At 45.0% G+C, this 14,826-nt stretch carries 9 protein-coding genes; 1 reads left to right on the top strand and 8 read right to left on the bottom strand.

Features of this window, described 5'->3' with window-relative positions; all coding sequences use genetic code 11:
* Positions 1-15: 15 nt before the first annotated feature.
* From groES to ACTNEW_RS00150, 5 genes are all read right to left on the bottom strand, one after another.
* Positions 16-300, bottom strand: coding sequence for a co-chaperone GroES (gene groES / locus ACTNEW_RS00170; RefSeq protein ID WP_441056597.1), 285 nt, complete (start codon positions 298-300; stop codon positions 16-18).
* Positions 301-545: 245 nt separating this feature from the next.
* Positions 546-1,331, bottom strand: coding sequence for a GTP-sensing pleiotropic transcriptional regulator CodY (codY, locus tag ACTNEW_RS00165; RefSeq protein ID WP_441056595.1), 786 nt, complete (start codon positions 1,329-1,331; stop codon positions 546-548).
* A gap of 301 nt (positions 1,332-1,632) precedes the next feature.
* The gene (topA, locus tag ACTNEW_RS00160; protein WP_441056593.1) at positions 1,633-3,702 is read right to left on the bottom strand and encodes a type I DNA topoisomerase; all 2,070 of its coding nucleotides are present in this window, start codon (positions 3,700-3,702) and stop codon (positions 1,633-1,635) included.
* 44 nt (positions 3,703-3,746) lie between these two features.
* Positions 3,747-4,649, bottom strand: a complete 903-nt coding sequence (dprA, locus tag ACTNEW_RS00155; RefSeq protein ID WP_441056591.1) for a DNA-processing protein DprA — start codon at positions 4,647-4,649, stop codon at positions 3,747-3,749.
* A 46-nt stretch (positions 4,650-4,695) separates the two neighbouring features.
* Positions 4,696-6,216, bottom strand: coding sequence for a YifB family Mg chelatase-like AAA ATPase (locus tag ACTNEW_RS00150; RefSeq protein WP_441058072.1), 1,521 nt, complete (start codon positions 6,214-6,216; stop codon positions 4,696-4,698).
* A 223-nt stretch (positions 6,217-6,439) separates the two neighbouring features.
* Between ACTNEW_RS00150 and ACTNEW_RS00145 the strand changes: the two genes are divergently transcribed.
* On the top strand, positions 6,440-6,655 hold the full coding sequence (locus tag ACTNEW_RS00145; RefSeq protein ID WP_441056589.1) for a helix-turn-helix domain-containing protein: 216 nt from the start codon (positions 6,440-6,442) through the stop codon (positions 6,653-6,655).
* 81 nt (positions 6,656-6,736) lie between these two features.
* Here ACTNEW_RS00145 and ACTNEW_RS00140 read toward each other — a convergent pair whose 3' ends face one another.
* From ACTNEW_RS00140 to ACTNEW_RS00130, 3 genes are all read right to left on the bottom strand, one after another.
* Positions 6,737-8,152 carry an amidophosphoribosyltransferase gene (locus tag ACTNEW_RS00140; RefSeq protein WP_441056587.1) on the bottom strand — a complete coding sequence of 472 codons (1,416 nt, stop codon included), beginning with the start codon at positions 8,150-8,152 and terminating at the stop codon, positions 6,737-6,739.
* A gap of 167 nt (positions 8,153-8,319) precedes the next feature.
* Positions 8,320-10,275, bottom strand: coding sequence for a fructose-1,6-bisphosphatase (locus tag ACTNEW_RS00135; RefSeq protein ID WP_441056585.1), 1,956 nt, complete (start codon positions 10,273-10,275; stop codon positions 8,320-8,322).
* A gap of 40 nt (positions 10,276-10,315) precedes the next feature.
* Positions 10,316-14,818: a PolC-type DNA polymerase III gene (locus tag ACTNEW_RS00130; protein ID WP_441056583.1), complete on the bottom strand. Its 4,503-nt coding sequence runs from the start codon at positions 14,816-14,818 to the stop codon at positions 10,316-10,318.
* Positions 14,819-14,826 lie beyond the last annotated feature (8 nt).

Here is a 14,826-nt window from a genome sequence, read left to right as displayed (position 1 = left end):
CATAAATAACATTCATTATTTCACGATTGCAAGAATATCATTCTGTTTTACGATGATGTATTCTTCGCCATCCATTTTTACTTCTGTTCCTGCATATTTGGAGTAGATTACGTTATCTCCCACGGCTACTTCCATCTTTACTTCCTTGCCGTCAACCATTCCGCCAGGTCCTACAGCAATTACTTCTGCCTGCTGCGGTTTTTCCTTTGCCTGTCCTGGAAGAACGATTCCGGACTTGGTTGTTTCTTCTGCTTCTAACTGTTTTAATACGACTCTGTCACCTAATGGTACTAATTTCATGATCTATGTTCCTCCTTAATGATCTGTTTCTATTTGCTAGCACTCATTTCCATCGAGTGCTAATCACTGTCCTTATATTATTGAATTCGCTTCTTTTCTGCAACTCTTTTTATCGTTGTCATTTATGATATATTATTACTTTTTCTTTTTTATACTCATAAAATCTCTTTTTTTCTCATTTTTTATATTTCTGCAAAAGAAAAACTGCCTTCCGTCACTTTCATGCGGAAGACAGCATTTTTTATTTATACCTTTTTATTTCTCTGAGCTTTTATTTCTTCCAGCTCGTCGAAGATTACTTCATTTAATACCTTAATGTAGGTACCCTTCATACCAGAGGAACGGGACTCGATGACACCAGCACTCTCAAACTTACGAAGTGCATTCACAATAACCGATCGAGTAATACCAACTCTGTCTGCAATCTTGCTGGCAACAAGAATTCCTTCATCGCCATTTAACTCGTCAAAAATATGAATAATTGCTTCCAATTCTGAAAAAGACAATGTATTGAAAGCGGATTTCACAACCTGCTGCTTCCTGTCTTCTTCAGCATTTTCTTCATGTACTGCACGCATCATTTCTAGACCAACAACGGTGGTGCCGTACTCGCTGACAATAATATCTTCAATGTCATATGATTTGTCATTGCGATACATGAATACGGTTCCAAGACGTTCGCCTGCAATATCAATAGGATTGATGATTCCCTGATAATTTTCAGCCACGTGTTCAAATCCCAGCGTCTGAAGATTTACATTTTCTTTTGTTGACAGAACACCTAAAAATCGCTCATTCAGCAATCCGTCCACAAATCCGCCGACCCTGTCCTCGATCAGCTCTGTAATTTCTTCCACACCAGGACACAAACTCACGCCCAAAACTTTACCTTTTTTGCTCAATACCAGAATGTTGGAACTCAACGTTTCCATCAATACCTGGCAAATGTCATTGAATACAACCTTACTGGAACTGCTGTTGTGTAAAAGCTTGTTAATCTTTCTTGTTTTGTCTAGTAACTGAACGCTCATTTTGTCCTCCTTTCGTATTTTTTGTTATTTTTGCAGGTGTATAAAATCTACACCTGCAATTTTTAAATTAATATAAAGCGATAAACTAATACTACATGTTTTACTTTGGAATTTCAAGACATTTTTGCCATTTTTCGTGTTATCTCATTTTTTTCCAAACTATCTCTCTTTTTAATATACAGAAAATTCTAATAAAAATACACAAACATGAAAAACAGGACAACAAAAGAGCTTTCTGACTGTCCTGTTTCACACACTTATTTTTTTATATTTTCCTCTGCTTTAACTGCACCTGATCTGGTCATTCCTGCTTTGGTTTCTGTTCCACATAACCGCAGGTAGTTTCACTGCAGACGAGTTTATTTCCCTTTTCGACCATATAGCTGCCGCAGACAGGGCATTTCTTCTCTGACGGTTTCTGCCATGACATAAAATCACAGTCCGGATGATTTTCACATCCGTAATATTTCCGCCCTTTCTGGGTTTTCTTGAGAACCAGTTCTCCGCCGCACTTCGGACAGGAAACACCAATTTTTTCATAATATGGTTTCGTATTCCGGCATTCCGGAAATCCCGGGCATGCGAGAAAACGTCCGTGCGGTCCATACTTGATGACCATATTCCGGCCGCAGACGTCACAGACGACATCTGTCACTTCATCCTGGATATCAACTTTTTCCAGTTCCTTCTCCGCTTCGTCCACATCTTTTTTCAGATCCGGATAAAAATTACGCACAACCGTCTTCCACTGAACTGTGCCGGCTTCTACACAGTCCAGAAGCCCTTCCATCATTGCAGTAAAATTCACATCCACGATACTTGGAAAAGCCTGTTTCATAATATTATTGACCACTTCTCCAAGCTCTGTCACATAAAGATTTTTCTGTTCCTTCGCCACATAGCGGCGGCTGATGATCGTGGTGATCGTAGGTGCATACGTACTCGGACGTCCGATTCCCTGCTCTTCCAGCGCTTTAACAAGAGAAGCCTCCGTATAATGTGCCGGCGGCTGGGTAAAGTGCTGAGCAGGTTTCAGCTCCACAAGATCCAGATGCATGCCTTTCTCCAGGCTCTGGCTGAGAACATTGTCTTTTTTCACATCATCTTCCTGCGTATATACGGACATAAATCCATCAAAAGCTACCTTGGATGCTGCAACGGTAAAAGCATATTCCCCTGCACCGATTTTCACTGACGTAGTCTCATAACGCGCAGGAGCCATACGGCTTGCGGCAAAGCGTTTCCAGATCAGCTGATACAGACGGAACTGGTCTCTGGAAAGAGACTCTTTCAGCATCGCAGGCGTCCTGGAAATATCGGTAGGACGGATTGCTTCATGAGCATCCTGGATTTTCTGTCCCTTCTTAGCAGCCTTTTCTGACGTAGAAATATAGTTTTCTCCGTAATTCTGTCCGATATAGGTCCTTGCTGCCTGATCTGCTTCCTCTGAAATTCTTGTAGAATCGGTTCTCAGATACGTGATCACACCGACCGTGCCGTTGCCCTTGATATCAATTCCTTCATACAGCTGCTGTGCCAGACGCATGGTTTTCTGTGTGGAAAAATTCAAAGTCTTGGCAGCTTCCTGCTGCAGTGTACTTGTGGTAAAAGGTGTGGGAGCATTTTTAATCCTCTCGCCTTTTTTGACCTCTGTCACTTCGTACTCCGCATTCTCCAGTGCCTTCAGAATACGGTCCATCTCTTCTTTATTATGAATAGGAAGCTTTTTGTCTGTTCCGAAGAATTTTGCCTGAATCGGCTTCTTCTCACCCTCTGCCTTAAATTCTCCTTCAAGGCTCCAGTATTCTTCCGGAATAAAAGAATTGATTTCTTCCTCTCTGTCACAGATAATACGCAATGCCACAGACTGTACACGGCCCGCACTTAACCCGCGTTTCACCTTCGCCCAGAGAAGAGGGCTGATACTGTAACCCACCATTCGGTCCAGCATTCTTCTGGCCTGCTGTGCATTCACAAGATCCATATTCAGACCTCTCGCCTGCTTGATGGAATCCTTTACCGCCGTCTTTGTAATCTCATTAAACGTGATTCTGTGCATTTTCTCAGGCGGTTCCTTCAAAGCCTGCATCAAATGCCAGGAAATTGCTTCTCCTTCACGGTCCGGGTCAGTTGCAAGATATATTTTATCAGCCTTTTTGGCAGCCTTGCGAAGATTTGCAAGCAGCTCTCCTTTCCCGCGGATCGTAATATATTTCGGTTCAAAATCATTCTCTACATCGATTCCAAACTGGCTTTTGGGAAAATCACGAACATGGCCGTTGGATGCCTGCACGTCATAATTGCTTCCAAGAAATTTTTTTATGGTTTTTACCTTTGCAGGTGATTCCACAATCACCAGATATTTTGCCATATTACCACTCCTAGTTTCTAAATCCTTATGGACAGTCATGCACCTCAGGAACTGTCAGCGCAATCCTGTCTCACATAATGATGCCTGCCTTCTTCCCGGGCAAGCCCCATAAGCTCCAGCTCCAGCAAAAGACTGCTCACTTTTCCCGGAGGAAGACCTGTTTCCCGGATAAATTCGTCCGGGCTTTTTGGTCGTAAATCGAGACAACTATACACCAAATTCAGGTCGGTTGCAAGTCCTAAGTGTTTTTTTTCCTTTGATTTGTTCCTTCCGGATGGCAAAATCCCACATTCTTCCAACAGTATTTCCGGGGAATAGGCGATTCCGGCTCCGTCATAGATCAGCTTGTGGCAGCCTCTGCTCAGCTCTTCTGTCACCGGTCCCGGAACAGCAAACACTGCTTTTCCCTGTTCCAGAGCATGATTTGCAGTAATCAGCGAACCGCTTTTCTCTTTCGCCTCCACTACCAGCACCAGATCCGAAAGTGCACTGATAATCCTGTTCCGCGCGGGAAAATAATAATTCCGTGCAGTTGTCCCCGGAGAATATTCGCTGAGAATTCCTCCGTCCTTCCTCAAAATGCGGTCATAAAGAGAACGATTCCCGGCAGGGTAACAGATATCCACCCCATTTCCCAGCACTGCAAAAGTGGGACTTCCTCCTTCCAGCGCCCCTTTGTGTCCTTCTGAATCAATCCCGTAAGCCATCCCGCTGATGACCTGCACCCCTGCTGCGCTCAGTTCTCTGGCAAACCGGAATGCCTGCATTCTTCCATATGCGCTGCACATCCTGGCTCCCACAATGGCAACGGATGGTTTTCCCGCGTCCGGAAGCCTGCCTCTTACATACAGTTTCTGCGGCATATCCGGATAAAGCCGGAGTTTTTCGGGATATTCCTCACTGTAATAATCAATACACCGGATGATATCAGAAACTTTTTCTTCCATATAGAATACCTCCTGTAACGGTTGTTTATAACCATATTTTTCTGTATCAGTTCCAGTATTTCTTATCAAAAGCCCGGTAGGTAAGCGCTTCGCCGATATGCTGACTCTCAATGATCTCTTTTCCATCCATATCCGCAATGGTACGGGCCACCTTTAAAATCCGGTGATAGGATCTGGCGCTCAATGTGATCCGGTCAAACGCTTTCTGAAGGAGCTCGCGCCCGGCAGCATCCACAACACAATATTTGGCGATCTGGTTTCCCTTCAGTTCTCCATTGAATCGAAAATACTCCCCTCTGTAACGTTCCTGCTGAATTTTCTGTACTCTTTCCACTCGTCTTCGAATCTCTTCTGAACTTTCTCCGCTTCCTGTGCCATTCAGCTGTTCAAAACTGACAGACGGAACATCAGCACACAAATCGATGCGGTCCAGAAGCGGCTGACTGATTTTTCCCAGGTAATGAACGACCTGTCCCGCCGTACACCTGCAGAGATTCATATCCGGATAATGACCGCAGGGACAGGGATTCATCGCAGCACAGAGAATAAAATTTGCAGGAAATTCATAGGTTCCATACACCCTGGAAATCCGGATGCATTTATCTTCCAGAGGCTGCCTCAATATTTCCAGGCTCCGTCTGGCAAACTCCGGCATCTCATCCAGAAACAGAACTCCCCTGTGAGCCAGCGTGACTTCCCCAGGTTTAGGATTCTTGCCTCCTCCTGCCAGAGCCAGCGGGGAACTGGTGTGGTGAGGACTTCGAAAAGGCCGTTTCCGGATGAACGGATGCTCTGCAGACAATAATCCGGCAATACTGTAAATCCTTGTCAGCTCCAGTCCCTCTTCAAATGTCAGATCCGGCATTATCGTGGGAATCCGTCGGGCAATCATGGTTTTGCCGGCACCGGGCGGTCCGATCAGAAGAATGTTATGAAATCCGCTTACTGCGATCTCTACAGCCCTCCGTACACTCTCCTGTCCCCGGATATCCAAAAAATCCACCATTTCCGCAGTTTCCTCTGTTTCTTCCTCTGTCCCATCGTCGTGAAATTTCTCCGGTTCCCGCAGATATGCAATCATTTCTCTCAGATTTTTCACACCAATCACCGGAATATTCCGGATCAGTCTTCCTTCTTTCAGATTTCCATAGGGCACCATACAAAATCTGCATCCCTCTTCCTGTGCTTTGATCACCATGGGCAGGATGCCGGAAATAGGATGAATTTCCCCGTTCAGACTGATTTCCCCAGCCATCATAATTCCATGCAGCAATTCCGGCTGAAGGATATCTGCTGCCGCCAATAATGCAGCTGCCACCGGCATGTCAAATCCGGCTCCCTCTTTCTTGATATCAGCCGGAGCAAAATTGACTGTGATTCTCTTGGGAGGCAGTGCGATTCCATTATTTTTAAATGCCGTTCGCACCCGGTCCTGTGCTTCCTTCACCTGTGCAGAAGGAAAACCTACCATAGTAAAAGAAGGAAGTCCGTCACTCACATCCGCCTCCACCTGAATGGGACACACTTCAATCCCCAAAATAGACGCAGTTAATACACTGGCAAACATTTCTGCTCCTTTCCGCAAAAATGCCATACCCCGATCATCCGGCTTTTTGTCTCTGTAATATTTTTTGTTTTTCTGGAAAAAATAAGAAAAGTAAGATAAGGAACCGTTCACACTCTACGGTTCTCTAAGAAAACGCTCATTTTTAGTATAGCCCATTTTGCTCCAATTCGCAATAGTGCATTTCGTTCTGACCTATACTTTGTGAAAAAAGGAGGCACATCCTATGAAATTTCAGAGAATTGAGGACCTGCGCGTAGATTCTGACCTTTCTCAGAAACAGATCAGTGAAATTCTCCACATCAGCCAGCGTTCCTATTCCCATTATGAAACAGGAACACGAGGTATTCCCGTCGAAATGCTCATTCGGCTCGCAGATTATTACGACACCAGTATTGATTATCTGGTAGGACGTACCAATAAAAAAGAAATGCTCCGATAATTTCCTTGCTGCCAAAAAGGGAACTGCATCACTACAAGCAGTTCCCTTTTTTATGTCCGTATAATCCTGAGTCTATTATTTTTATTCTTTACCGCTCCAGCAGTATGTGCAGAGCTTACACGGCTCAATACCAATGGATGCAGTCAGGTCATCCAACCTGTGATATTTCAGAGTGGTAAAATTCAGCTCTTTGCGGATTTCTTCCAGCATTTCCTTGTAATTGGTGGAATCCGGATTTGCATAATCTGCCAGCACCTTATCATCCACATTCTCCCCTTCTCTTTTTGCGATCACTCTTCTTGTGATCAGATCCATTTCGGATTTGGAACGGGAGAAATTCAGGTATTTGCATCCGTAAAGAAGCGGCGGGCAGGCCGGACGGATATGCACTTCTTTCGCACCATTGTGATACAGGAATTCTGTCGTTTCACGAAGCTGTGTACCACGTACAATAGAATCATCGATCATCAGAAGACTCTTATCCTTAATCAGCTTATGCACCGGAATCAGCTTCATTCTGGCGATCAGATTACGCTGGCTCTGCTGTGTCGGCATAAAAGAACGCGGCCAGGTAGGGGTATATTTGATAAATGGACGGGCAAATGGAACACCGGAACGATTGGCATAGCCGATTGCATGGGCGATACCGGAATCCGGAACACCGGCTACAATATCCGGCTTCACTTCTCCGAAATCTCTCTCTGCAAGCATATCTCCGCATTTATAACGCATCTCTTCTACATTTACCCCTTCATAGGTGGATGTCGGATAACCGTAATATACCCACAGGAAAGAACAGATACGCATCTCTTTCCCTGGTTTCTGCAAGGTTTCTGCACCTTCCGGAGTCACAAACATAATCTCTCCGGGGCCCAGTTCTTTATAATCTTCATATCCCAGATTGATATAGGCATGGCTTTCAAAAGAAACACAGCATGCATCGTCTTTTTTGCCCACGATCAGAGGAGTTCTTCCAAGGCGGTCACGGGCCGCATAAATCCCGGTCGGAGTAAGAATCAGCATCGTCATGGATCCGTCGATCATCTCCTGCGCATAACGGATTCCATCTACAAGTGTCGGTTTCTGATTGATCAGAGAGGCAACCAGTTCTGTCGGATTGACGCTTCCTCCGCTCATTTCCAGAAAATGTGTACATCCATTCTGGAAGGAATGCGCGATCAGTTCATCTGCATTATTAATCTTGCCTACTGTCGTAATTGCGAAGTTTCCCAGATGAGAACGTACCAGCAAAGGCTGCGGCTCATTGTCGGAAATACATCCGATTCCCAGATTTCCCTGGAGTTCCGAAACGTCTCTGTCAAATTTGGTTCTGAACGGTGAATTCTCTATATTATGAATCGAACGGTCAAAGCCTTTCTGTCTGTCATAAACAGCCATACCGCCTCTTCTGGTTCCCAGATGAGAATGATAATCAATTCCGAAAAAAAGGTCCAAAACACAACTGGACTTTGAAGCTACTCCAAAAATTCCACCCATTTCTTTAGTCTCCTTGTCATCCAAATACTTGCATATGTCAGTTTTATCACACGCACCTATTATATATAACACCCTATCATATGTAAAGCGAAATAATTTTTTATAAACTTACAATTTTTGTATGTGTGACTGTTCACTCCACTCACCGTAACCGGTATCCCTGATGGCTACTTTTTCTCCTTGATCACACCCTTGCGGTAAGCATCCAGAAGCTGTATCAGCTCCCCGATCCTCTCCTTCAGAGCCTTTCCATTGTCCGTATCTCCCACCAGTCTGCGCCTGGATGTGTAGTGCACAGCCACCTGTTTCGATTCAATATCCGTTTCTTCCAATACAGCAGCCTCCGCAGAAGTAAAAGGCTGATGCGCACACAGCGTCATTCCATAAGAGTTATAGATCAGCGTGTATCCCGCAATTCCCGTCACTTTGCGGTAAGCTTTGGAAAAACCTCCATCGATTACGATTACCTTGCCATTGCATTTGACCGGACTTTCTCCGTCACTCTGGTGCACAGGCACATGACCGTTGACAATATGTCCTTCCTCCGGATCCAGCCCGAATTCCAGAAGCATACGATTCACGACATCCTCTCTCTCCAACAGGCGGTAATAGGCATTTTTCTTTTCTTTATGTGTTTCCTTATCAGCGATAAAATACCGTTCAAAAGTCGTCATCTTATCCTTGCCGAACAAAGGGGAATTCGGTCCTGCCCAGATATACCAGAGAATATCAAGACCCTTTTGCTGTTCCTCACCATCCACCGCATAAAATGCTCTTCGCACATAAGCTTCCAGTTCATCATAAAGAGCTTTTCCTTTATAGGTTTGCCCATAAATCTGCACTTCCTTAAAGGTTCCGTCTTCATTCAGAGGAATGCTTCCATGAAACAGAAGATTCCCGTTATAGGTCTTGTAAAGGCCACCCTTATCCAGCAAAAGCCGCATATGATTCTGAAGCTTTTCACAGTTGCGGAACGCAGAAGAAAGCCGCTCCATCACATCCTTCTCACCTTCTGTGAGCTCATAGGGATTCTTCCAGTCCACAGTAGGAAAACTGGTATCCAAAAGTTCATATTCCTTTCCATCCGGCATGGTAATCGTACCTTTTTCCGGGTCGATCCGATGGAGAAGGCATCTGTCTTCCATCTGAAATTCCTTATGTTTTCTAAGAAGCTGACCTTCCAGTTTGAACTGGATAATGGCAATGGCCTTGTGCATTTTACGCCCCAGTTCTTCCTCTGTAGCATTATAATAAGAGGCCCCTTTCTGCTCAAACATCCTGCAGGAATCCTTCTGATAAGCTTCCATAGCAAAAGTAGCCAGCGGCATCATATTGATTCCGTATCCATCCTCCAGAATATCCAGATTGTCATACCGGATACTGTTGCGGATCACTGTCGCAATACAGGCAAGCTGACCTGCTGCAGCTCCCATCCAGACCACATCATGGTTCCCCCACTGAATGTCCAGAGAATGATATTCCGCCAGGCGGTCCATAATAAAATGTGGGCCCGGACCCCTGTCAAAAATATCTCCAAGAATATGCAGATGATCCACAACAAGCCGCTGAATCAGTTCCGCCAGAGCAATGATAAAGTTCTCCGCCCTGCCGATTTCTATGATGGTATCCACAATGGAATCATAGTATGCTTCCTTATCCAGAACCTCCGCTTTTTCTGTGATCAGTTCCTCGATCACATAAGCATAATCCGCCGGCAACGCCTTGCGCACTTTGGATCTGGTATACTTGGATGCAGTTGTTTTGCATACCTCGATCAGACGGTAAAGCGTGATTTTATACCAGTTTCCCATATCTTCTTCTGTCTTTTTGACCAGTTCCATTTTCTTTCTTGGATAATAGATCAAAGTTGCCAGAGAACGCTTGTCACTGTTGCTCAGTGTATGCCCGAACACATCATCGATTTTCTTTCTCACTGCTCCGGAACCATTTCGGAGTACATGGGAAAATGCATCATATTCCCCATGAAGATCAGACATAAAATGTTCTGTTCCTTTTGGCAGATTCAGAATAGACTGGAGATTAATGATCTCCGTAGAGGCCTTTCCAATGGTAGGATACAGCTCTGCCAGACGCTGCAGGTATCTCAGTTCTTCTTTCTTCATAAAAATCCCCTTCGCATTATATTATCGTTTCGCTCTATTATCATGTAAAATCAAACAATGACATCTGATTAGACTGCGGAATATCTCCAAAAAGCTTCAGATCATCCATCAGATCAATGACGGTTTTACTTACCTTCGTACGTTCGCGGAAATCATCCTTGGAAAGAAATTTCCCCTGAGCTGCCGCTTCCACAACTGCATCTGCCGCCTTTTCTCCAAGGCCTTCAATACTGTCCAGAGACGGCATCAGTTTTCCGTCAATGATCTGAAAACGGTGCGCTTTTGCTTTATAAAGATCGATCGGCATAAATTCCAGTCCTCTTGCATACATCTCCTGCACAATTCTCATATCGCGGATGGTATCCTGCTCTTTTTTTGTGGCAGAATCTCCTTTTTTGCGAAGCTCTGCAAGGTAAAAATCCAGCCGTTCCCGTCCCATGCACATGGTTTCGTAGGAAAAAGCTGTTGCACGGATACTGAAAAATGCCGCATAATAAGCCAGCGGCTGAAAGACCTTGAACCACGCTATTCGGTAAGCCATCATAACATACGCTGCAGCATGAGCTTTCGGGAACATGTACTTGATTTTTTTGCAGGACCAGATATACCAGTCCGGAACATGATGCTCTACCATAGTGGCTTCCCACTCCGGACGAAGCCCCTTTCCTTTTCGGACACTCTCCATAATGGTAAATGCAAGACTGCTTTCCACTCCCATACCGATCAGATAGATCATGATATCATCTCTTGTACAGATTGCCGTGGAAATAGTTGCTTTTCCCTCCTGGATCAGGGTCTGGGCATTGCCCAGCCACACATCCGTACCATGAGCCAGACCCGCAATACGGACCAGATCAGAAAAGTATTTCGGCTTGGTATCGATCAGCATCTGCATAGCGAAATCTGTACCAAATTCCGGCACACCCAGGCATCCAAGCTTACATCCTCCAATATCTTCCGGCTTGATTCCAAGAGCATCTGTACTGGCAAATAAGGACATCACATCCTTCTGGTCCAGCGGAACTTCTTTGGCATCGAGCCCTGTCAGGTCCTCCAGCATACGGATCATGGTGGGATCATCGTGTCCCAGAATATCCAGCTTCAGAAGGTTTCCGTCAATGGAATGATAGTCAAAATGTGTAGTGATAATGTCACTGGTTTCATCATTTGCCGGATGCTGTACCGGCGTAAATTTTTCGATTTCCTCCCCTTTGGGAAGTACGATAATTCCTCCGGGGTGCTGCCCTGTGGTACGCCGGACACCGGTACATCCGGCAACGATCCGGTTGATCTCACAGTATCGTTTGTGCTGTCCCCGCTCTTCGTAATAGTTTTTTACATAACCAAACGCAGTCTTCTCCGCAAGTGTACCAATCGTTCCCGCCTTGAAGGTCTGCCCCTTGCCAAAGATTACTTCTGTATATTTATGCGCATTGGCCTGATATTCTCCGGAAAAGTTCAGGTCAATATCCGGTTCCTTATCGCCTTTGAAGCCAAGGAATGTCTCAAATGGAATATCAAAACCGGCTTTTGTCATTTTTGTTCCGCACTTCGGACAGACCTTATCCGGCATATCACACCCGGCCATTCCGCTGTATTTCTTCACTTCCGGTGAATCAAAATCACTGTATTTGCAGTTATCACAGATATAGTGCGGAGGCAGCGGATTTACCTCTGTAATACCGGACATGGTGGCAGCCAGAGAGGAACCAACAGATCCTCGGGAACCTACCAGATATCCATCGTCATTGGACTTCCATACCAGTTTTTGGGCAATGATATACATTACGGCATATCCATTGGAAATAATAGAATTCAACTCTCTGTCCAGACGGTCTTCCACGATTTTCGGAAGGGGATCTCCATACATTTCGTGAGCCTTTCTGAAGCAGATATCCTTCAGATCCTGATCGGAATTCTCAATGACCGGAGGGAATTTATCCGGATGGATCGGAGATATTTTTTCGATCATATCCGCAATTTTATTCGTATTGGTAATGACCACTTCTTCTGCCTTTTCACTTCCAAGATAAGCAAATTCCTCCAGCATCTCTTCTGTGGTGCGGAGATAAAGAGGCGCCTGATTGTCCGCATCAGAGAAGCCGTTTCCAGCCATGATGATTCGTCTGTAAACCTCATCCTGCGGATCCATAAAATGCACATCACAGGTAGCTACCACAGGTTTTTTGAACTGTTCTCCCAGCTTCACGATCTTTCTGTTCAGTTCTTTCAGGTCTTCGTCGGAATTCACCATATCATTTTTTTCATCCGCAATCATGAAATGGTTGTTTCCAAGCGGCTGAATCTCCAGATAATCATAGAAATTAACAAGCCGCGCGATTTCCTGCTCCGGTGCGCTTCTCAAAAGTGCCTGATACAATTCTCCCGCCTCACAGGCACTTCCGATGATCAGACCGTCTTTGAGCTTCTTAAACAGGCTCTTGGGAACACGGGGACGCCTGTGATAATACGTCAGATGCGACTGGCTGACCAGTTTATATAAATTTACCCGCCCGGTCTCATTCTTTACCAGAATAATGGCATGATATGTCGGCAATTTCTTGATGGTATTGATGGAAACGGCACCCTGGGAATTGAGAACATCCACATCATAAATCTCCCGCTCAGAAAGCATTTCCACAAATTTTACAAAAATATGTGCCGTACATTCCGCATCATCCACAGCCCGGTGATGATGCTGCAGATTCACCCCTACTGCCTTCGCTACCGTATCCAGTTTAAAACGGTTCAGCGCCGGAAGCAGAAACCGTGCCATGCCAACGGTATCCACATAAGTGAAGTCATCCGCAATCCCCATACGATGGCAGTTTTCAATGATAAAGCTCATGTCAAAATCCGCATTATGAGCCACCATAACAGCGCCTTCACAGAACTTCAGGAACTCCGGAAGAACCTCTTCAATTGTGGGTGCATTCATGACCATACCGTCATTAATGCTGGTAAGCTGCTCGATCCGGAAGGGAATCGGCACTTTCGGGTTTACAAAAGTGGAAAAACGGTCGGTAATCTCTCCGTTTTCCACACGGACGGCTCCGATTTCGATGATTTTGCACGTCAATGGGGAAAAACCGGTGGTCTCAATGTCGAAAACTACAAAGTTTCCGTCCAGACGCTGTCCCTTTCCATTGGTCACCATACCTTTTTCATCATCCACCAGATATGCTTCCATGCCATAAAGCACTTTAAAATCCGAATCTTTCGGCACACAACCGCCCCATGCATCGAAGCAGTGATTTGCCTCCGGGAACGACTGCACAACACCATGATCCGTAATGGCAATGGCTTTATGACCCCATTCGTACGCACGTTTGACAAGTGCTTTCGCGTCAGTTACTCCATCCATATCACTCATCTTGGTATGACAGTGTAACTCCACTCTCTTCTGGGGACTGGTATCCATTCTCGCACTGGCAAAACTGGCAATTTTCTTGATTCCTGCTATGGAACCAATGGTCAGTTCACTGTCAAAACGGTCTATGGTCGTTACTCCTCTGAGTTTCAGGAAAGCGCCTTTTTTTATATGTTCTTTCACCTCAGGAACCTGTTCATTGCGAAGGAACATTTTTACCGTAATGCTGTCAGTAAAATCCGTTACCGGAAAGATCAGAATGGTTTTTTCATTTCTGATCTCACGTGCTTCTACATCCATGACCTGGCAGCGGATAATGACTTCTCCCATCTCTCCGGTGATATTCTCCAGAGGAATGGCATCTCCCTCAAAATCTCTTCCATAAATCACATCCGGATTGGGATCCTTGCGGTAACCTCCCCGGAAATCACCTTTCTGGCCACTTTTTTCAAATGGTTTCTGACCGCCGCCGGATGCTTTATTTGTTTTCTGTTCCTGTTTCTGATCCGGTTTTTTCTCTTTTCCTGAGGAATCCTGCTTCTTCCCGGAGTTTCCTTCTTCCTGTGCCTCTGAAGTATTTGTGTCTGCCGCGATTTTTGCATGTTTCAGGACATTCGCTACTTCCTGACGAATCTGAAGCGCCGCGTTTTTGCGATACTGGCTTTCTTCCTGCTGCGCAAATTCCAGCTGAATCTTCAGATCCATTCCGCAGCGATGACAGAAGACCTTGTGGAAATATTCCACAAGAATCTCACTCTTTTCTCTCGCGATCACAGAATCCGGCAGCACAACTTCCATCACATGTTCTTCCGGAAAGGAAATTTTTGCACGCTTAAACAGATTGTACTCCAGCATATTGTAATTGCGCAGTTCCAGTTCCATGCTGGACCGGTAAACATCCAGAAAATTTTCCGGTGTATACTGTCTGGACAGATAGAATCTTTCAATCACTGTTACACTGACATTCAGCCCCGCAAAACACTGACGTTCAATCTGGTTTTCCAGTGCTATGATGTGTTTTTTGTGTATCCAGCGGTCACTTTTGATATAGACCCATATCCTGGTTTTTTCAGAATTACAGGAAACCCGGGTCACATATACCATTTCCAGCCATTCTGTCAGTTCTTCCTTCAGTTTTAAATTGGGAAATACATCAAAAAATTCTTTTTCCATTCAAATCC

This window comes from Blautia sp. HCP3S3_G3 (assembly GCF_052063365.1).
Taxonomy (GTDB): Bacteria; Bacillota; Clostridia; order Lachnospirales; family Lachnospiraceae; genus Blautia_A.
The sequence above is the reverse complement of the archived record's forward strand: the minus strand, read 5'-3'. Positions and strand labels throughout refer to the sequence as shown.

What these genes read in the sequence shown, in the direction of transcription:
- groES (WP_441056597.1), bottom strand. Translation starts at nt 300, where the DNA reads ATGAAATTAGTACCATTAGGTGACAGAGTCGTATTAAAACAGTTAGAA.
- ACTNEW_RS00130 (WP_441056583.1), bottom strand. Translation starts at nt 14,818, where the DNA reads ATGGAAAAAGAATTTTTTGATGTATTTCCCAATTTAAAACTGAAGGAA.
- codY (WP_441056595.1), bottom strand. Translation starts at nt 1,331, where the DNA reads ATGAGCGTTCAGTTACTAGACAAAACAAGAAAGATTAACAAGCTTTTA.
- dprA (WP_441056591.1), bottom strand. Translation starts at nt 4,649, where the DNA reads ATGGAAGAAAAAGTTTCTGATATCATCCGGTGTATTGATTATTACAGT.
- topA (WP_441056593.1), bottom strand. Translation starts at nt 3,702, where the DNA reads ATGGCAAAATATCTGGTGATTGTGGAATCACCTGCAAAGGTAAAAACC.
- ACTNEW_RS00140 (WP_441056587.1), bottom strand. Translation starts at nt 8,152, where the DNA reads ATGGGTGGAATTTTTGGAGTAGCTTCAAAGTCCAGTTGTGTTTTGGAC.
- ACTNEW_RS00150 (WP_441058072.1), bottom strand. Translation starts at nt 6,216, where the DNA reads ATGTTTGCCAGTGTATTAACTGCGTCTATTTTGGGGATTGAAGTGTGT.
- ACTNEW_RS00145 (WP_441056589.1), top strand. Translation starts at nt 6,440, where the DNA reads ATGAAATTTCAGAGAATTGAGGACCTGCGCGTAGATTCTGACCTTTCT.
- ACTNEW_RS00135 (WP_441056585.1), bottom strand. Translation starts at nt 10,275, where the DNA reads ATGAAGAAAGAAGAACTGAGATACCTGCAGCGTCTGGCAGAGCTGTAT.